Raw genomic sequence first — 19,712 nt, forward strand, 5'->3', positions numbered from 1 at the left:
CATAAATTATAAGCATAAAACTTCAAAACCCTTGTTTCCGCTCGATTTGCACCCTGCCAGTGCTAGCGTTAAGGTAACTCACTTCGACTCAGCGTTTGACAGACCATCCGTTATGACATTTTCACTTTTTGGCGACAAATTCACCCGCCATTCAGGCATTACCCGCCTGATGGAGGACCTCAACGACGGTTTACGCACCCCAGGCGCAATCATGCTGGGTGGCGGAAATCCGGCACAAATCCCGGCGATGCAGGATTACTTCCATACGCTCCTGACGGAGATGCTGGAAAACGGCAAACTCACTGATGCGCTTTGCAATTATGACGGTCCGCAGGGGAAAACCGATCTGCTGACCGCACTCGCTTCGCTACTGCGTGAGAATCTGGGTTGGGATATCGAACCACAGAATATTGCGCTAACAAACGGCAGTCAGAGCGCATTTTTCTACTTGTTTAATCTTTTTGCCGGCCGTCGCGCCGACGGGACCACCAAAAAGGTGTTGTTCCCTCTCGCGCCGGAATACATCGGCTATGCGGATTCCGGGCTGGAGGAGGATCTGTTCGTCTCAGCGCGACCGAATATTGAGCTGTTGCCAGAGGGCCAGTTCAAGTATCACGTTGACTTCGAACATCTGCACATTGGTGAAGAGACCGGGATGATCTGCGTCTCCCGACCAACCAATCCGACGGGCAACGTCATTACAGATGAAGAGCTGATAAAACTCGACACGCTTGCCAACCAGCACGATATTCCGTTGGTGATTGATAATGCCTATGGCGTGCCGTTCCCGAGTATTATTTTTAGCGAAGCGCGTCCGCTGTGGAATCCCAACATTGTGCTGTGCATGAGCCTCTCCAAGCTGGGACTGCCTGGCTCGCGCTGCGGTATCATCATCGCCAATGAAAAAATCATCACGGCTATCGCCAATATGAACGGCATCATCAGCCTCGCCCCTGGCGGGATTGGCCCGGCGATGATGTGCGAGATGATTAAGCGTAATGACCTGATGCGACTATCAGAAACGGTTATCAAGCCGTTCTACTTACAGCGCGTTCAGCAGACCATTGCGATCATCCGCCGCTATTTACCTGAAAGTCGCTGCTTAATTCACAAACCTGAAGGGGCGATTTTCCTCTGGCTGTGGTTCCAGGATCTGCCCATCACCACCGAGTTGCTCTACCAGCGCCTGAAAGCGCGCGGTGTGCTGATGGTTCCGGGACATTACTTCTTCCCGGGACTCGATAAGCCCTGGCCGCACACGCACCAGTGTATGCGCATGAACTATGTTCCCGATCCGGAGAAAATTGAAGCTGGGGTGAAAATTCTGGCTGAAGAAGTAGAACGCGCCTGGACGGAAAATCAGTAACGCGGTCCCGGCCCAACCAGGCCGGGTGACGCGCTTATAAAGGCTGAGCGTGTAGGCGCTGACGTTGCACGCTCGCCGCATCCAGACAGTTCAATGCCCCCGTCGGACAAGCCTCCACACAGGCAGGTCCCGTATCACGATGCCAACAGAGATCGCATTTCACCGCCTGAACCTGTGAGGTTTGCGCAACGACGTTCATTGCGCCGAACGGGCAAGCCAGCATGCAGCTTTTACAGCCGATACAGCGCGCCTGTTCAACAAAAATGTGTCCGCGATCGCGACGAATGGCCTGTGTCGGGCAGACATTGGCGCACGGCGCATCTTCACACTGGTGGCAGGCAACGGCGGTGGTAAAGGTATTTTCCTTAATAACCCGGATGCGTGAGACAAAGTGCCCTGCTGACACCGCGGCACAGTCCTGATTCTCCTGATGCGAAACCACGCATGCGACTTCGCAGGTACGACAACCAATACACTTTGCCGCATCCGCCATGATAAACCGGTTCATTGCTCCCTCCCCCCGCCGTAAAACCACAGAGTGCCAGAGAGAATGGCGCGGCTGCCTTGATCAAACAAGGGAAATGGTCGAATTTTGTCAGATGCCTGAAACGTTCAGGGAATTCGCCTTATACTGGCGCCCCACTTTCTGCCTGACGTATAAAAAAAACCCTGGGCGTTGACGTCCAGGGGTAATAATCCGCAGGCGACATCACGCTACGGAATAAGCTGGCACCCGATTGAGTGATATCTATATTTGATAATCTGCCTCATCGACCACACTGTAGAGCGGTTGAATATTATCCAGTGCCAGTATGTATCCACTTCCTTTTACGCTGACGATGGAATGCTGGGGTAATCCCAGCAAATATAATTTATTGTTGAGATTTTTTACCATCGTGGACAAACGCTGTGTGGAAGCACTTAATTCATTTTTTTCCCAGACGTTGACGAGTAACTCATCTTTTGAAACATAATGGGTCCGGGCGTTCAGTAAAAGATAAACAAACAAGCGTAACATCGTGTGGTTAAAAAACACGCCACCAAATGCAATTACACTGTCCATTTTATTTACCGGAAGCCTGAAAATTCTCGACTCATTGATGTCAAAAAATATTTCCCGACCTATCATAAATCCATGTAACTGGTATTCCATCATTACATACTCACGTTTTACTGAACTATCGATAGCTAAACATGTGTAAGTCCTTGTAGATATTGTCTTACGCAAGTTTAAAAAAAATAGAGTTAATTTCAATAGATACCTGAAGCGATCATTTTAATCGCGCTGCAGGCAAAGTGTAGACTGAATATCTGAAGGATAAATCCAGGCGCTGTTAAATAATATCTAAAAACAAATTATCAGTGCGTTACTCTATTTCAGTGCGAATATTCGACAGTGCAAGTTAAACGGGCATATTTATCACAAACTACAGATTAATATGCTGCATGGATCAACTATGCTTTATGGAGAGGGAACGTGAATCCCGGCAACAGGCCGTTCCGGGACAATAACTATTACAGTGTAGTTCTCTTATCAAAATAGCGGTAGAAATATGCCGAATGGCGGCAGACCTGTGGATTGAATCAATCCCAGGCCGGGGCAATGGCCGCCACCCGGCAAGTCGTCTCACATCTTTAGAAGCGCCAGCTCACGCCTGACACGAAGGTGAAACTGTCGTCGCGGTCAATCATCGGACTGTCTTTAATTTCATCCGGCAGCGCGCTGTAAGCTGCGCTCGCCATCAGAACGATATTGTCGGTGACGGGGTATTTTGCGGTCAGACTGACGTAAGGAACCCAACTGTCCTGCGCGGAATAACGGTCTAAACCGCTGCGGCGGGATTCGCTGCCTGACACACCATAATAGTAGTCGTTGAAGTTTTCATCGTAGTAGAGCACGCCGACGGACGGGATCAGAGAAAGTTGGCCGACTGGAATTTTGCGGAACAGAGATAATTCCCCTATCCAGCCATTGCTGTTATCCAGGACATCGGCAGCCGCAGAAACCTTCACGCTGCCCCAATTCTCGTGGTGATACCATGCCGCGCCCGCCATCATCGTACTATCACGCTTGTCGAGCTTTTTCATGGCGTGGTCGTCGTTATCGGAAGGATCAAATTCCAACGGCATCCAGGAAGCGGTCAGGCTGAATTCATTTTGTTCACTTTTAGACAAAATGTAGCCCAGCGTGGTCTGGCGGACATAGAATGATTCACCTTCATAACTAATGAGGGGAATGACATGGGTATTTTCATTATACCCGCGATAGGGAGATTCATTATATACCGCCCCCGCACCAATGGATAATTCTGAAGCCGATGCACTGGCGATAAAGGATAAAGAAAATAATGCCACTATATTTCGTTTAATTAACATGCCCGACATTCCATTTTAAATAAGCCACAAAGCGTCGGAAATAATAATGCTTACAAATTCTTCGGTGCAAGGCACATATTTATATAGTAATATATAAAAACTTATATATATTGGGCTGCTGTGATGAATAAATTACAACTCAAGCACCGGGAATTAAAGATCATCTCGGTAATAGCTGCCAGTGAAAACATCAGTCATGCCGCTACCATTCTTGGCATCGCGCAGGCCAATGTCAGCAAGTATCTTGCTGATTTTGAATCAAAAGTTGGTCTTAAGGTCTTTGACAGGACAACCCGGCAACTGACCCTGACGCCTTTTGGCGCGGCGCTTCTACCCTACATTAATGACATGCTCGACAGAAACGAGCAGCTTAACCATTTCATTGCTGATTATAAGCACGAAAAGCGGGGGCGGGTAACGGTGTACGCGCCGACAGGCATCGTCGCATACTTGTCAAAAAAGGTTATCGCCAGAATTAAAGACATTGGCGACATCTCTCTGTCGTTGAAAACCTGCAACCTCGAGCCAAAAGCTTTTTACGAAGGCGTCGAATTTCCTGACGACTGTGACGTGTTAATCACCTACGCCCACCCGAAAGATGAATCACTGGTCGCCAGTTTTATTACTCAATACGCGGTAACGGCTTTTGCCAGTCGCTCCTATCTGGATAAGCATCCGCTGAGCCACCCGGAAGACCTGGAGCACCATTCCTGCATCCTGATCGATTCCATGATGATTGATGATGCCAACATCTGGCGCTTCAACAACGCCGGCAGTAAAGAGATGCGGGATTATCGTGTGACGGGGAACTACGTTTGTGACAATACGCAGTCGGCGCTGGAACTGGCGCGTAACCATCTGGGTATTGTGTTTGCGCCAAACGAAAGTGTGCAAAACGACCTGAAGGCCGGGACGTTAGTCCCCTGTTTTTCAGAGCAGCACGAGTGGTGGCTGGACCTGGTTGCGATCTTCCGCAAGCGGGAGTACCAGCCCTGGCGAGTGCAGTATGTACTTGATGAGATGCTGCGTGAAATCCGCAACCAACTTGCTCAGGCGCACTTATTGCGGCCCGAGCAAACATCCGTCAGCGACAATTAATGGTCGAGATAGAGGTAATGTACCCAACTTGTCATGCGTAACAGCACCTTACGCATGACAGAGACATGGCTGAAATGGTCAGAGTAGACCGCTACCTGCGCATAGATCCCATCCGGTAGCGCGCTTAAATCAGCATGTTCGTTCAACTCGATCGTCGCAATAACGCCTTCCGATCCCGGCACCGTATTCAACGACTGCAACGTTCCGCCTGGCTGGTACGTCCCGCCAGGTACCGCCGGGCTGATGGCGGCCAACTTACCGCTGAATACCTTGCCCGGCAAGGCATTGAATACCACTTCCGCTTCATCGCCGGGTTCCAGTCGCAGCAGTGAATTCTGGCGGAATTGCGCGACAATTTGTCGCTTCTGAGCAGGAATAAATACCATCACCGGGCGCAGAGGCAACGAGGCCGCATAGGTTCCCGGGCGAATCAGCACCTGGGTTACATAGCCATCGCTCGGCGCGCGAACGATGGTCTGTTCAAGGTTGTATTCCGCCTCGGCCAACTGCGCTTTCAGGCTGGCGATTTGCGAGTGCTCTCCCAACACCAGGCTGTCTAACTGGCTTTGAATCTGCTGTTGCTCCGCCGTTGACGATTTCACCGAGGCCTCTTGTGCCAGGTAGTTCTGCCGTGCGACATCAATATCGCGCTCAGAAAACGGATTCACCTTCGCCTGACTCCCCTGCGCATAGCGTTGATACTCTTTCGCAAACTTGTCCCGCGTGGCTTTTGCCTGCTGTGTATTGGCGGCCATTTCATCCAGTTCAGCACCTAACGCATGCTGCTTATGCTGTGCCGTCACAATATCCGCTAACAGACGATCCACCCGGGCCTGATAACGCGTGGGATCAAGCCTGAACAGCACTTCACCTTTTTTTATCAGCGTATTTTTCTTGTCCGTCACGTCAATCACCACGCCTGTGACCTGCGGAACAACAGGAATAGACACCACCGCTTTTTGCGCTTTAAACGTATAAGGGTGGTTATAATTCATTAATAAGATTAAGCCGCTGACAATAAATATCCCACCCAGTGCCGCCGTCGGGATCGTCCATTTATTAGCGGGAATTTTGAAGATCTTAAAAATCGCCCATGCTAAAGCCACATAGGTCAGAATAATCAGTAAATCCATAATTAATACCCGGCAGTGGAGGATTTCAGGTCAGCCAGCTGTTTTTCCAGACTGGTAATACGTTCCTGGAGTTGCACAACGCCAGTCTCAGGGCCTTGCATTCCCCACCCGCGCTCCGGGCGATAGAGCGTTGCCCAAATCCACAAGAAAGGCCAGATAACATGTAAAGTAAACAAACTTACCCACCCCGCGACATGAATGGCATCGGCATGAGGATGATTGCGCTTTTTCGCAATTAAATAGGGAATATCATGTAAAATAATAATCCCATAAAAAATGACCAGGAATACAAAAATCAGCACCCCAAGTGCAAAATAGTCGAGAAACATATTCCCCCCCAGAGAATATAATAAAAAAGAGTTTAAGAATGATAGTGGAATGACCAGATGCCATGCAATTCTCATATTTATATATCGACATATGGTTTTTTATATACTGTACTTTTTTTAGTGTATTGTTTTTTATGCAAGTCGCAGTTTATTATGTTTTAACACCAGGACAACAGGAACAAAAATGAACAACACGGAAGCCTCATCCACCGTCAGCCTCAAGCGTATCAAAGCGGCCATCATCTACCGTTTATTACTCATTGGTTTGGGTATCCCGATGATATCCTTCAGTTTTGTTTGCGGTGTTCTGAGTCTCTTTGGTTTCGACCTGGTGAAATGGAACGATCAACCCGTACACGGTTTGCTGGCTATTCCTGCCGCGCTGTTCAGCGGTGTGTTTATCACGGTACTGTTCACCGTTTTCATCGGGTCGATTGCTTGTCTGGGACTGTGGGTCTACAGCCGTTTCCGTCCGTTACAGGTTAAGGTGATAGATTAATCGTTATGCCCGACAAGCAAAGCGCCATCGGGCATAACGCCGTCAGTTAAAAAAGTCCCAGCGGTTTATCGGAGTAGCTCACCAGCAAACATTTCGTCTGCTGATAGTGTTCCAGCATCATTTTGTGGGTTTCGCGTCCGATCCCCGACTGCTTATAGCCGCCAAAGGCCGCGTGGGCCGGATAAGCATGGTAGCAGTTGGTCCATACGCGTCCTGCCTGAATGCCGCGTCCCATTTTATACGCCAGATTGCCGTTACGGCTCCAGACGCCTGCACCAAGACCGTACTGGGTATCGTTAGCTAACTCCAGCGCCTCGTCCATGGTTTTGAACGTTGTTACCGCCAGTACCGGGCCAAAGATCTCCTCCTGGAACACGCGCATATTGTTCTTGCCAAACAGGATGGTCGGTTCGAGGTAATAGCCGTCTTTCAGCTCACCTTCAAGCTGCTTACGCCGCCCGCCGGTCAGGACATCCGCTCCCTCTTTCTTGCCGATATCGATGTAATTCAGGATGGTTTCCATCTGCCCATGAGAGACCTGCGCCCCCATTTGCGTCACGCTATCCAACGGGTTACCGCTGCGGATGCTTTCTACGCGGCGAATGGCGCGCTCCATAAAGCGTTCATAGATGGATTCCTGCACCAGTGCGCGACTCGGACAGGTGCAGACCTCCCCCTGGTTAAAGGCAAAGAGCGCAAAGCCTTCCAGCGCCTTATCGAAGAAGGCATCTTCTTCGTCCATCACATCGGCGAAGAAAATGTTTGGCGACTTCCCGCCCAACTCCAGGGTGACCGGGATGATATTCTGCGTGGCGTACTGCATGATCTGCTGCCCGACTTCCGTCGAGCCAGTGAAGGCCACTTTGGCAATGCGTTTCGAGGTCGCCAGATACTCACCAATCTCACCGCCAGCGCCGTTCACTACGTTCACCACGCCGGGTGGAAGGAGATCGCCAATCACTTCCATCAGCAGTAAAACGGACAGCGGCGTCAGACGCGCGGGCTTAAGCACCACGCAGTTTCCTGCCGCCAGCGCGGGTGCCATCTTCCAGCTCGCCATCAATAAGGGGAAGTTCCACGGGATAATTTGCCCGACCACACCGAGCGGTTCGTGGAAATGATAAGCCACAGTATCGCTATCCACTTCACTGATCCCGCCCTCCTGGGCGCGAATACAGGAGGCGAAATAGCGGAAGTGGTCGATCGCCAGCGGAACATCCGCCGCGCAGGTCTCACGGATCGGTTTACCGTTATCCCAGGTTTCCGCCGTCGCCAGCAGTTCGAGGTTCTGCTCCATACGGTCAGCAATCTTGAACAGAATCGCCGCCCGATCCTGAACAGAAGTATGCGCCCACTTGTCTTTCACCTTGTGAGCCGCGTCGAGCGCCAGGTCAATGTCCCTTTTACCGGAAGAAGCCACTTCGCATAACAGTTGCCCGGTAACGGGCGTCAGGTTCTGGTAATACTCGCCATCACTCGGGGCAACCCAGCCGCCACCGATAAAGTTGTCGTAACGGGCCTTTAACTTCAGGGGAAAACCATACTCGCCGGGTTGAATACGGGGGGGATTATTGGTCATGATCGTCTCCTTGCTACAGGGGTATAACAAGGGTAGTCGCCGCTGGCGATTTTTTCGCCAGGGTGTGATAGCTTTACGACTGTGGTCACGTTATCCGGCCTGCAAATCCAACCCGATCGGCAAGCCAGATAATCAGCTAAACGAATTACATCGCCGCGTGATAGATAGCCATGATTTCGTCATGTGTGGCCTGGATTGGGTTGGTCAGACCGCAGGCATCTTTCAGCGCATTGGTCGCCAACATCGGGATATCCTCTTCTTTCACGCCCAGGTCGCGCAGGCCTGCCGGGATATTGACCTGCCGCGCCAGCGCGCGGATCGCATCGATACAGGCTTTAGCACCTTCGGCGTCGGTCATCCCCGCGACATGCACGCCCATTGCTGCCGCGCAGTCACGCAGACGCGCCGCGACCACCTGACTGTTGAACACCTGAACGTGCGGCAGCAGAACGGCATTACACACGCCGTGCGGCAGGTCATAGAAACCGCCTAACTGGTGCGCCATTGCGTGGACGTAGCCTAATGACGCGTTATTGAAAGCCATACCCGCCAGGAACTGCGCATAGGCCATCGCTTCACGCGCATGCACATTGCCGCCCGATTCCACGGCGATGCTCAGATTGTCAGAAATCATGGTCATCGCCTTCAGCGCGCAGGCATCGGTGATCGGCGTGGCGGCCACCGAGACATACGCTTCGATAGCATGGGTCAGTGCATCCATGCCGGTCGCCGCCGTTAACGATTTCGGCATGCCGATCATCAGCAAAGCGTCATTCACCGACAGCAACGGCGTGACGTGTTTATCCACTATCGCCATTTTGATGTGACGATCGACGTCAGTGATAATGCAGAACCGCGTCATTTCAGACGCAGTCCCTGCCGTGGTGTTAATTGCAATCATCGGCAACTGCGGCTTTGCCGAACGATCAACACCTTCATAATCACGAATATCTCCCCCATTCGCGGCCACCAGCGCAATCCCTTTGGCGCAATCATGCGGGGAACCGCCGCCCAACGAAATAACGCTGTCGCAGTCATTTTCTTTCAGGATCTTCAGGCCGTCGGCGACGTTTATTGTCGTCGGATTAGGATGTGTACCATCAAAAATGACGCTGAAAATATCGTGTTCCTGCAATGACTTTTGAATATCACCCGCCATGCCTAACTGCGTCAGCACGCTGTCCGTAACAATTAGCGTCCGGCGAAAGCCATATTCCGCCATTGTATTCATTGCATCTCTTAATAAATCAGACCCTATTATATTCACCGAAGGAATATAAAATATTGAAGCGGCCATATGATCAATCCTTAATAATTTTAGTAGGGATTGCAGCATACGAACGAATTTCAGGAGAAAATATGATCGCAGTAGTTATTTATTTAATGAAAAAATAAAAGAGCACATTAGGCTACAAATTAATGGGCTCTTTTCGTTTCAAACTATTTATTGTATCAATTCATTTTTATTTTAATAAATTGCATTATCCTTTTGCCGGAAATAATAATGCATCACGTAATAGATGATCATTTCCACGGCGACGAGTAAAGCCAATCCGGTCAAAGTATTCCAGTATTTGAATCGCCAGTTTTCGTCCTACGCCCAATCGATCGCGAAAATCTGCTGCGCAGGTTGAGCCTTTCTCCAGATCCAGTTCGCGGATCATGCTGGCGAAAGCCACAATGCGATCGTTACGGTAGTAACGATCTTTTACGATCGCCGTAATCATCCCCTGCTGCGCTGCCTGTCGCAACACCAGACGCATTGTTTGCTCATCGGTGGCGGTTTCGCGGGCGAGATCGCGGACCCACCAGGGTTCGTCACCAAATAACGGCGCGGTCTTAAGCCAGATAGTCTGCTGTTCGTCAGTAAATCCGGCCTTGTGATCCGGCAGATGCAGCCAGCCGTGGTGGCTGTGAATATCGCCGCTGTCGCGCATTTGCTCAATCAACAACAGCACCAGCGCTTCATCTTCCATCGGCAGCGCCATGCGGCGCAGGCGTTCACGCCCCGGGCCTGGCTCATCACGATGCTGTTCATGGTAAGTCGCCAGCGTGTCGAGAATTTTGCGCTGCCAGCGCGCGGCGACCGCCGCATTCAGCAGGCTGTAACCCGCCTGAATAAAACCATGCTGGTGAATGAGTGAGCGCATGCCGTCGCCATTCAACTGGCGCGCCCACGCAAAGTCAGGCAAATTTACCGCCCCACGTTGCAGATGCACAGCCAGTGCGGCACTGTCATCTTTCGCCGCCGCCAGTGATGCCAGCCATTGCAGATACTCCGGTTTACGTTTACCGCGACGTGGCGGATTAAGCGCAACCACCCGCGCTCCGGCAAGCGTCGCGCGCGCGGAGATATCACGCAGCACCAGGCGGTCGTTATCAGCCAACAACAGCGGTGCATCAAACACCAGTTCCGCCAGATTATCTTCCAGCAGCGATACGCGCCCGGTCACATGGCTGGCTGCATGGTGAATATGTAGCGGCTGCCACTGCGTAAGCGGAACGTGGCTTTCCAGCGCCACAATCACCCGCGTAAACGGTTCAGGCGGGGCGTCTGAAAGCAACCAGTCACCCCGGTTAAGCTGTTCTTTTTCGGCATCGCCGACGATATTTAACGCAATGCGCTGCCCGGCATGGGCATGCTCGCTCGCCTGGTTTTGCGCATGAATCCCGCGCACACGCACAGACGTATTCACGCCAGTCAGCCACAACGTATCCCCGACGTTCACTTCACCGCTCAGCGCGGTGCCGGTCACCACCAACCCGGCACCTTTTACGGTAAAGGCGCGGTCGATAGCCAGGCGGAACGTCTGATCCCGGGCGTGTTCGCGGGCGGGCAATTGCTGCAAATGTTCGCGCAACGCGTCAATTCCACGGCCTTCATTAGCGGCCGTCACAAATAACGTCGCCTGGGCAAAGCCATACTCGCGCAGAACTTCCTGCACCTGCTGTTGAACCTCCTGCACCCGCGTGTCATCCACGCGGTCGGCTTTGGTCAACGCCACTGTCAGCGTTGGATTCCCCGTCAGTTGCAGAATCGCCAGGTGTTCACGCGTTTGCGCCATCACGCCATCGTCGCAGGCCACCACCAGCAAGGCATGATCGATACCGCCCACGCCCGCCAGCATGTTTGAGAGAAATTTCTCGTGACCGGGGACATCAATAAAACCCAGCACGCGCCCGTCCGGCTGCGGCCAGTAGGCATAGCCCAGGTCAATGGTCATTCCGCGCTTTTTCTCTTCCGGCAGGCGGTCGGCATTTACGCCGGTAATGGCCTGTAGCAGCGTCGTTTTCCCATGGTCGACATGTCCGGCGGTCGCAATAATCATTTCAACAACATCTCCATAAACCGGGTTTCATCTTCAAGACAACGTAAATCCAGCCACAGGCGACCTTCGTAAATCCGACCGATGACCGGAACCGGCAACTCACGCCAGCGGGTCGCCAGGGCTTCAAGACGGCTTCCGCGACCGTCGTGCGGTGTAAAGGTTAATGCCGCGCTGGGGAGCCTATCAACCGGTAAAGAACCGCTGCCGATTTGCGACAGGCAGGGCAACACCTTTACCGCAAACTCGGCGTCGTAGTGCGCGGCTAACGGCGCCAGAAGCCGCTCCGCCTGAGCCAGAATCGCGTCTTTGCTTCGGGTTAACAGACGCAACGTCGGCAGTCTCTCGGCCAGCGCTTCCGGGTGCAGATACAGACGCAACGTCGCTTCCAGTGCCGCAAGGGTCATTTTATCCGCTCGCAGCGCGCGCTTAAGCGGATGACTCTGCAATCGTGCAATCATCTCTTTCTTACCAACGATGATCCCGGCCTGCGGACCGCCCAACAGCTTGTCGCCCGAGAAGCTCACCAGGCTAACGCCCGCAGCAATCAACTGCTGCGGCATCGGCTCTTTCGGCAGACCGTACTGACTCAAATCGACCAGCGAGCCGCTGCCAAGATCGGCCACGACCGGAATATCCAGCGTCTGGCCGATTTGGGCCAGTTCCGTTTCATCAACCGTGTGGGTGAAGCCTTCGATGCTGTAATTACTGGTATGCACCTTCATCAGCAGCGCGGTGTTTTCATTCACCGCTTGACGATAGTCGTCGGCATGCGTCCGGTTGGTGGTTCCGACTTCATGCAGCGTGCAACCCGCCTGACGCATCACATCCGGGATACGAAACGCGCCGCCAATCTCCACCAGCTCACCGCGTGAGACCACCACCTCTTTACCGGCGGCGGAGGCCGCCAGCATCAGCAGCACCGCCGCCGCGTTGTTATTTACAATACAGGCATCTTCCGCACCGGTGATGCGGCACAGCAATTCTGCCAGCGCGCGGTCGCGATGCCCGCGTCCCGCACCGTCCAGGTCATACTCCAGCGTTACCGCCGAGCGCATGGCCTGTGCGACAGCCGCAACGGCCTCTTCGGCCTGTAAGGCGCGTCCCAGATTCGTGTGCAACACCGTGCCCGTCAGGTTAATCACCGGACGCAGCGCACTCTGGGCCTCTTTTTCCAGCCGGAAATTCACTTCCTGCGCCCAGTCTTCGCACCACGCAGGCAACGCGTGCGTATCGCGGATCACTTCTCTCGCTTCATCAAGCAGTTGGCGGAGCAGGTCAACAACACGGGTATGTCCGTGAGTCTCACGGAGGGTAAGAAATTCACTTTCACGCAATAAGCGATCAATGGCGGGGAGCTGACTGTAGAGCGAACGCGTTTCGGTCGTCATGAAAAGGCCTGGCTGTTGGTGGCCCTCTCCACAACGGAGAGGGATATCGACATAGAAGGGATTGTAACGTGAGATTGCTCAGACGGACATAATACGCATCAAGCCTTTAGCGAATAGGCTTCAAGTCTTTGGCGGTTCAGTTCGGGCAAAACTTTCGCGCTGGAACAGCGTCTCCACCAGCTTGACCAGGTGGGGTCTGCTCACGCACCAGCCCGGTGAGACGCGGCGGAAATTGAGATAGCCCACCGCGCAGGCGATAGCGATAGTTGCCAGATTGACCGTGTCAGGTTTAATCGTCCCGTCCACCAGATACCCTTCCAGCGCATCCAGACTGCGGTTAATTTTCTCGCGCTGGCGCAACAGTTCGGTTTCCGATTGCTGCGCGGCAGGACGCGCCTGTTCTCGCACCGACACCAGACCGGCATCCATTACGCCATCGGCCAGCGCCTCAAGTTGTCGGACTCTCAGCGAGGCCAGCGAGTCGCGAGGCAGCATTGCTGGCGCAATATCCAGCAGTTCAATGTATTCCGCGATAATCGGCGAATCGAACCAGTACTCTCCATCGTCAGTCACCAGCGCCGGGACTTTTCCTAGCGGGTTGTACTGCGCGACACCGTTTTCCGCGTTATAGGGCAGTTCATTAACAAATTCGAAAGTGATGCCTTTTTCCAGCAGCAGGATCGAAATTTTACGTACAAACGGGCTGGTGTAGCTACCAATGAGTTTCATGATCGGTCCTTTTCGCCAACACAAAACAATGAGTATGGCTCACGCAGCGGGAAAAGGCAGGTGACAGAGTTCTCAATGATCCAAATAAAGGTAGTGCATCCAACTGGTCATGCGCAGCAACACCTTGCGCATCACTGAAACATGGGCGAAATGGTCGGAATAGACCGCCACCTGTGCGTAGATGCCGTCGGGTAACGCATCCACATCGGCATTCGGATCCAGTTCAATCGTCGCCAGGACGCCATCGGTCCCGGGTACCACCGTCAGGGATTGTAGTGCGCCCTGAGCCTGATACGAACCGCCCGGTACCACGGGCAGTATGCTGGTCAATTTGCCGTGAAAAACCTGACCTGGCAGCGCGTTAAACACCACCTCCGCGTCATCGCCAGGTTCAAGGCGAAGCAGCGAGTTTTGCCGGAACTGAGCGACAATTTGCCGTTTTTGTTCAGGGATAAAGACCATCACCGGACGCAATGGCAGCGCAGCGGCGTAAGTACCGGGCCGGATCAGCACCTGGGTAACGTAGCCGTTGCTGGGGGCACGAATAATGGTCTGATCAAGATTGTATTTGGCCTCTGTCAGTTGCGCCCGCAGGCTGACAATCTGCGACTGTTCGCCGTTGACCATGCTGTCCAGTTGGCTTTGGATTTGCGCCTGCTCAGCCACAGAACCTTTTACCAGCGCATCCTGCGCCAGATAGTTTTGCCGCGCCGTATCAATATCGCTTTCCGAGAAGGGGTTCACCCGAGCCTGACTGCCTTTCAGGTAACGCTGATAATCTTTATACAACCGATCGCGCTCGGCAGAAACGCGCGTTGTATTGGCCTGCGCTTCTGCCAGTTGGGCTTTAAGCGTCTGGATATTGTGCGTTGCGGTGACCAGATCGGCCTGTAGCCTGTCCACGCGCGCCTGATAGCGAACAGGGTCGAGTTTAAACAGCACTTCCCCCTTTTTAATCAGCTGGTTATTTCTCTCGGTAACCTCGCTGACAACCCCGGTCACCTGCGGCGTAATGGGAATGGAAATCACGGCTTTTTGCGCAGTAAAAGTGTACGGGTGGTTATAATTCATTAACAGGATCAGACCGCTTACCAGAAATACGCCGCCTAATGCCGCCGTTGCCAGAGTCCATTGATTTACCGGAATACGAAATAGCTTGAAGACCGCCCACGCCAGCGCCACATAGGTTAATACAATCAACAGATCCATGGTCAGATCTCCGGAAACGTCGTCTCATCAGCCGTTTGAACCCCGGCCAGTTTTTTTTCGAGTTGCGTAATACGTGCGGATAACGCCGCGATTTCCGGATCGGTCTCCTGTCCTGCAGGCGTAGCATGAGACTGCATGCCCCAACCGCGTTCTGGCTGGTAGAGAGTTGCCCAAATCCACAAAAACGGCCAGATCACATGGAGCGTAAACAAACTCACCCAGCCTGCGGTATGAATAGCATCGGCATGCGGGTGGTTGCGTTTCTTCGCAATTAAATAGGGAATGTCATGAATGGCAATAACGCCGTAAAAGATCACCAGAAAGACAAAGATCAGCACACCCAACGCGAAATAATTTAGAAACATATCTGCCCCGGCTTCACGCTAATCAGAATGTTAATTGCAGGCAGCCGAAAGCAAATTGGCTGATGATTTGAACATAATTCGAGTTCTGCATTTTCGCCATCACGCCAAAGACTATTTTTCACACTGAATGGTTACTTAATGACATCCGGCGATGTCACGGCGAGAAGAATCTGCTCAGGATCACATTGGGGCAAAGCCAGACGAAAGTTTCTTGTGATTAAGATCACAAACATTCAACAAATCGTCGAAGATAAAACGTGATGTTCATCACAAATTAATGTCAACAATGGGTTAAAACTGAGGTTTGTTGTTTTTATACACAACCATTTTGTGATTCACATCACATCAATTACCTCCCTACCCCCTATATTTATGTGACATATATCACACCAAAGACCGTTGACTGGACAGTTTACCGATTCAGTGCCAGATTTCGCAGTATCTACAGGGTCCGGCTACCTCTGCCGCTACATTAACAAAACCTCGGGCTTTCAGCCTGCGCGTCAGCAAACACATAAGAAGGGGTGTTTTTATGTCATCCGATATTAAGATCAAGGTGCAAAGCTTTGGTCGATTCCTCAGCAATATGGTGATGCCAAATATCGGCGCGTTTATCGCGTGGGGTATTATCACCGCACTATTTATTCCGACAGGGTGGTTGCCAAACGAAACGCTGGCGAAGCTGGTCGGCCCAATGATCACCTATCTCCTGCCGCTGCTGATCGGTTTCACCGGCGGTAGACTGGTGGGCGGCGATCGTGGCGGCGTGGTGGGTGCAATCACCACCATGGGCGTTATCGTCGGCGCAGACATGCCGATGTTCCTCGGCGCGATGATCGCCGGTCCGCTGGGCGGCTGGGCAATCAAACATTTCGATAGCTGGGTAGACGGTAAGATCAAATCCGGTTTTGAGATGCTGGTGAATAACTTCTCCGCTGGCATCATCGGTATGATCCTCGCCATTCTGGCATTCCTCGGCATTGGTCCGGCGGTTGAAGTTCTGTCAAAAATACTGGCAGCGGGCGTTAACTTCATGGTTGTCCATGAGATGCTGCCGCTGGCGTCTATCTTCGTTGAACCGGCGAAAATCCTGTTCCTGAACAACGCCATCAACCACGGTATTTTCTCACCGCTGGGTATTCAGCAGTCTCATGAGATGGGTAAATCCATCTTCTTCCTGATTGAAGCCAACCCGGGTCCGGGGATGGGCGTTCTGCTGGCGTACATGTTCTTTGGTCGCGGTAGTGCTAAACAGTCTGCGGGCGGTGCGGCAATCATCCACTTCCTGGGTGGTATCCACGAAATTTACTTCCCGTATGTGCTGATGAACCCGCGTCTGATCCTCGCCGTTATCCTCGGCGGTATGACTGGCGTGTTCACGCTGACTATCCTGAACGGTGGTCTGGTTTCTCCGGCTTCTCCGGGTTCTATCCTGGCCGTGCTGGCGATGACGCCAAAAGGGGCTTACTTCGCTAACATCGCGGCAATCTGTGCGGCAATGGCGGTCTCCTTCGTTATCTCTGCCATTCTGCTGAAAACCAGCAAAGTGAAAGAAGATGACGATATTGAAGCCGCGACCCGTCGTATGCAGGACATGAAGTCAGAATCCAAAGGCGGTACTCCACTGTCAGCTGGCGATGTCACCAACGACCTGAGCCACGTACGTAAAATCATCGTTGCCTGTGATGCCGGTATGGGTTCCAGCGCAATGGGTGCCGGCGTACTGCGTAAGAAAGTGCAGGATGCGGGTCTGAGCCAGATCTCTGTCACCAACAGCGCAATTAACAACCTGCCGCCGGATGTTGACCTGGTCATCACCCACCGCGATCTGACCGAACGCGCGATGCGTCAGGTCCCGCAGGCGCAGCATATTTCGCTGACTAACTTCCTCGACAGCGGCCTGTATTCAAGCCTGACCGAACGTCTGGTTGCCGCTCAGCGCCACACTGACAACGAAGTCAAAGTCCGCGACAGCCTGAAAGACAGCTTTGATGAAGGGGAAAACAACCTGTTCAAACTGAGCGCGGAGAACATCTTCCTCGGCCGCACAGCAGCCACCAAAGAAGAAGCGATTCTTTTTGCTGGTGAACAACTGGTGAAAGGCGGTTACGTTGAGCCGGAATACGTACAAGCGATGCTGGATCGCGAAAAACTGACCCCAACCTATCTGGGTGAGTCTATCGCAGTGCCGCACGGTACGGTTGAAGCGAAAGACCGCGTACTGAAAACCGGCGTCGTGTTCTGCCAGTATCCGCAAGGCGTTCGCTTCGGTGAAGAAGAAGACGACATCGCCCGTCTGGTGATTGGTATCGCTGCCCGTAATAACGAGCACATTCAGGTGATTACCAGCCTGACCAACGCGCTGGATGACGAATCCGTCATCGAACGCCTGGCTAATACCACCAGCGTGGATGAAGTGCTGGCGCTGCTGGCGGGTCGTAAGTAAACCCCGTAAGCCCGATGGTGCTACGCTTATCGGGCTTACAAAATCCTCTCCCTCGTGGAGAGGGTTTGGGTGAGGGCCTTCCCCCTCACCCCAGCCCTCTCGGGTAAAAACATTAATGAAGGTTAATACTATGAAAGCATTACATTTTGGCGCAGGTAATATCGGTCGTGGCTTTATCGGCAAACTGCTGGCGGACGCGGGGATACAACTGACATTCGCTGATGTAAATCAGGTCGTGCTTGACGCCCTGAATGCCCGTCATAGCTATCAGGTTCATGTCGTGGGTGAAAATGAGCAGGTGGATACCGTGACCGGCGTCAACGCGGTAAGCAGCATTGGCGATGAGGTTGTTGAGCTGATCGCGCAGGTTGACCTGGTCACCACCGCAGTGGGTCCGGTCGTGCTGGAGCGCATCGCCCCAGCCATCGCCAAAGGCCTGGTCAAACGCAAAGCGCAAGGGATCGCCACCCCGCTGAATATCATCGCCTGTGAAAACATGGTACGGGGCACCACCCAACTGAAAGGCCATGTGATGAACGCGCTGGCAGAAGACGACAAAGCCTGGGTTGAAGCCCATGTTGGTTTCGTGGATTCCGCCGTTGACCGCATCGTGCCGCCTTCTGCCTCTGCGACCCACGATCCGCTGGAAGTGACCGTCGAAACCTTCAGCGAGTGGATCGTCGACCAGACCCAGTTCAAGGGCGCGTTACCGAACATCCCAGGAATGGAATTAACTGATAACCTGATGGCATTTGTCGAACGTAAACTCTTCACGCTGAACACCGGGCATGCTATAACCGCGTACCTCGGAAAATTGACCGGTCATCAGACCATCCGTGACGCGATTCTCGACGAGAAAATCCGCGCCGTGGTCAAAGGGGCGATGGAAGAGAGCGGCGCGGTGCTGATCAAACGCTACGGTTTTGATGCCGAAAAACATGCGGCATACATTCAGAAAATCCTCGGTCGTTTTGAAAACCCGTATCTGAAAGATGACGTTGAACGTGTTGGCCGTCAGCCGCTGCGTAAACTGAGCGCGGGCGACCGTTTGATCAAGCCGCTGCTCGGTACACTGGAATACCACCTGCCGCACGCTAACCTGGTCAAAGGGATTGCTGCCGCGATGCATTTCCGTAGCGAAGACGATCCGCAGGCGCAGGAACTGGCCGCGCTGATCGCCGACAAAGGCCCACAGGCTGCGCTTGCTCAGATTTCCGGACTGGATATCAACAGTGATGTCGTTGCCGAGGCCGTTAGCACTTATAACGCAAATTAATGCTGCAGGAACTGGCGCAGGAGTCCCTGCGCCTGATTAATAGATTGTCAGATATGCAGGCAATAATGGAACAAACCCAGGCCTTTGAAAATCGTGTGCTTGAGCGTCTGAATGCTGGCAAAACCGTACGGAGCTTCCTGATCACCGCCGTGGAGTTACTTACCGAGGCGGTAAATATTCTGGTGCTTCAGGTGTTTCGCAAAGATGACTACGCAGTGAAGTACGCTGTAGAACCGTTACTCGACGGCGACGGACCGCTGGGCGATCTGTCTGTGCGCCTGAAACTGATCTACGGTCTGGGCGTGCTGAGTCGTCCTGAGTATGAAGATGCCGAACTGCTGATGGCGATGCGTGAAGAGATGAATCATGACGGCAATGAGTATGCCTTCACCGATGATGAAATTCTCGGACCGTTCGCAGAGCTCCATTGCGTCGTCGCGTTACCGCCACCGCCACAGTTTGACGCCGCCGACCCCAGCTTGTATGCGATGCAAATCCAGCGCTACCAGCAAGCGGTGCGCTCGACGATGGTTCTCTCCCTGACTGAGCTGATTTCTAAAATCAGCTTAAAAAAAGCCTTCCAGAAGTAA

General features: G+C 52.8%; 18 protein-coding genes. 6 read left to right on the top strand and 12 right to left on the bottom strand.

Annotated elements, in window-relative coordinates; all coding sequences use genetic code 11:
• Positions 1–112: 112 nt before the first annotated feature.
• Positions 113–1,366, top strand: coding sequence for a valine--pyruvate transaminase (gene avtA, locus F384_RS19375; protein WP_046491992.1), 1,254 nt, complete (start codon positions 113–115; stop codon positions 1,364–1,366).
• A 34-nt stretch (positions 1,367–1,400) separates the two neighbouring features.
• On the opposite strand, the gene F384_RS19380 is transcribed toward avtA, so the two are convergent.
• From F384_RS19380 to F384_RS19390, 3 genes are all read right to left on the bottom strand, one after another.
• The gene (locus F384_RS19380) at positions 1,401–1,874 is read right to left on the bottom strand and encodes a 4Fe-4S dicluster domain-containing protein (protein WP_046491994.1); all 474 of its coding nucleotides are present in this window, start codon (positions 1,872–1,874) and stop codon (positions 1,401–1,403) included.
• A 240-nt stretch (positions 1,875–2,114) separates the two neighbouring features.
• A complete protein-coding gene (locus F384_RS19385; RefSeq protein WP_226991609.1) occupies positions 2,115–2,522 on the bottom strand; it encodes a winged helix-turn-helix domain-containing protein in 408 nt (135 codons plus the stop codon).
• A gap of 479 nt (positions 2,523–3,001) precedes the next feature.
• Positions 3,002–3,742, bottom strand: a complete 741-nt coding sequence (locus F384_RS19390; RefSeq protein ID WP_046491996.1) for a MipA/OmpV family protein — start codon at positions 3,740–3,742, stop codon at positions 3,002–3,004.
• A gap of 123 nt (positions 3,743–3,865) precedes the next feature.
• On the opposite strand from F384_RS19390, the gene F384_RS19395 reads away from it, so the two are divergent.
• Positions 3,866–4,840 (top strand): LysR family transcriptional regulator, encoded by a 975-nt coding sequence (locus F384_RS19395; protein ID WP_046492003.1) that lies wholly within the window; start codon positions 3,866–3,868, stop codon positions 4,838–4,840.
• Here F384_RS19395 and F384_RS19400 read toward each other — a convergent pair.
• Entirely contained in the window at positions 4,837–5,973 is a 1,137-nt protein-coding gene (locus F384_RS19400) for an HlyD family secretion protein (protein ID WP_046492005.1), read from the bottom strand. The two genes, F384_RS19395 and F384_RS19400, sit on opposite strands and share 4 nt — an antisense overlap.
• Positions 5,974–5,975: 2 nt before the next feature.
• Positions 5,976–6,302 carry a DUF3302 domain-containing protein gene (locus F384_RS19405; protein ID WP_046492007.1) on the bottom strand — a complete coding sequence of 109 codons (327 nt, stop codon included), beginning with the start codon at positions 6,300–6,302 and terminating at the stop codon, positions 5,976–5,978.
• A 184-nt stretch (positions 6,303–6,486) separates the two neighbouring features.
• Between F384_RS19405 and F384_RS19410 the strand changes: the two genes are divergently transcribed.
• Positions 6,487–6,801 carry a hypothetical protein gene (locus F384_RS19410; RefSeq protein WP_046492009.1) on the top strand — a complete coding sequence of 105 codons (315 nt, stop codon included), beginning with the start codon at positions 6,487–6,489 and terminating at the stop codon, positions 6,799–6,801.
• 46 nt (positions 6,802–6,847) lie between these two features.
• Here F384_RS19410 and aldB read toward each other — a convergent pair whose 3' ends face one another.
• The 7 genes from aldB to F384_RS19445 all read right to left on the bottom strand — a co-directional run bounded on the left by aldB (position 6,848) and on the right by F384_RS19445 (position 15,400).
• The gene (gene aldB / locus F384_RS19415) at positions 6,848–8,380 is read right to left on the bottom strand and encodes an aldehyde dehydrogenase AldB (protein ID WP_046492011.1); all 1,533 of its coding nucleotides are present in this window, start codon (positions 8,378–8,380) and stop codon (positions 6,848–6,850) included.
• 145 nt (positions 8,381–8,525) lie between these two features.
• On the bottom strand, positions 8,526–9,677 hold the full coding sequence (gene yiaY / locus F384_RS19420; RefSeq protein WP_046492013.1) for an L-threonine dehydrogenase: 1,152 nt from the start codon (positions 9,675–9,677) through the stop codon (positions 8,526–8,528).
• Between the two features lie 184 nt (positions 9,678–9,861).
• Positions 9,862–11,709, bottom strand: coding sequence for a selenocysteine-specific translation elongation factor (selB, locus tag F384_RS19425; protein ID WP_046492015.1), 1,848 nt, complete (start codon positions 11,707–11,709; stop codon positions 9,862–9,864).
• On the bottom strand, positions 11,706–13,097 hold the full coding sequence (gene selA / locus F384_RS19430; RefSeq protein ID WP_046492017.1) for an L-seryl-tRNA(Sec) selenium transferase: 1,392 nt from the start codon (positions 13,095–13,097) through the stop codon (positions 11,706–11,708). The genes selB and selA overlap by 4 nt, the downstream gene beginning before the upstream one ends.
• A 120-nt stretch (positions 13,098–13,217) precedes the next feature.
• Entirely contained in the window at positions 13,218–13,826 is a 609-nt protein-coding gene (locus F384_RS19435; protein ID WP_046492019.1) for a glutathione S-transferase, read from the bottom strand.
• A gap of 72 nt (positions 13,827–13,898) precedes the next feature.
• Positions 13,899–15,035: an HlyD family secretion protein gene (locus F384_RS19440; RefSeq protein ID WP_046492021.1), complete on the bottom strand. Its 1,137-nt coding sequence runs from the start codon at positions 15,033–15,035 to the stop codon at positions 13,899–13,901.
• 2 nt (positions 15,036–15,037) lie between these two features.
• The gene (locus tag F384_RS19445) at positions 15,038–15,400 is read right to left on the bottom strand and encodes a DUF3302 domain-containing protein (protein ID WP_046492023.1); all 363 of its coding nucleotides are present in this window, start codon (positions 15,398–15,400) and stop codon (positions 15,038–15,040) included.
• 532 nt (positions 15,401–15,932) lie between these two features.
• Between F384_RS19445 and mtlA the strand changes: the two genes are divergently transcribed.
• The 3 genes from mtlA to mtlR all read left to right on the top strand — a co-directional run bounded on the left by mtlA (position 15,933) and on the right by mtlR (position 19,712).
• Positions 15,933–17,846: a PTS mannitol transporter subunit IICBA gene (gene mtlA, locus F384_RS19450; protein ID WP_046492025.1), complete on the top strand. Its 1,914-nt coding sequence runs from the start codon at positions 15,933–15,935 to the stop codon at positions 17,844–17,846.
• Between the two features lie 130 nt (positions 17,847–17,976).
• Positions 17,977–19,122 carry a mannitol-1-phosphate 5-dehydrogenase gene (gene mtlD, locus F384_RS19455; RefSeq protein WP_046492027.1) on the top strand — a complete coding sequence of 382 codons (1,146 nt, stop codon included), beginning with the start codon at positions 17,977–17,979 and terminating at the stop codon, positions 19,120–19,122.
• A complete protein-coding gene (gene mtlR, locus F384_RS19460; protein ID WP_046492029.1) occupies positions 19,122–19,712 on the top strand; it encodes a mannitol operon repressor MtlR in 591 nt (196 codons plus the stop codon). The genes mtlD and mtlR overlap by 1 nt, the downstream gene beginning before the upstream one ends.

The organism is Citrobacter amalonaticus Y19 (assembly GCF_000981805.1).
GTDB classification, from domain to species: domain Bacteria; phylum Pseudomonadota; class Gammaproteobacteria; order Enterobacterales; family Enterobacteriaceae; genus Citrobacter_A; species Citrobacter_A amalonaticus_C.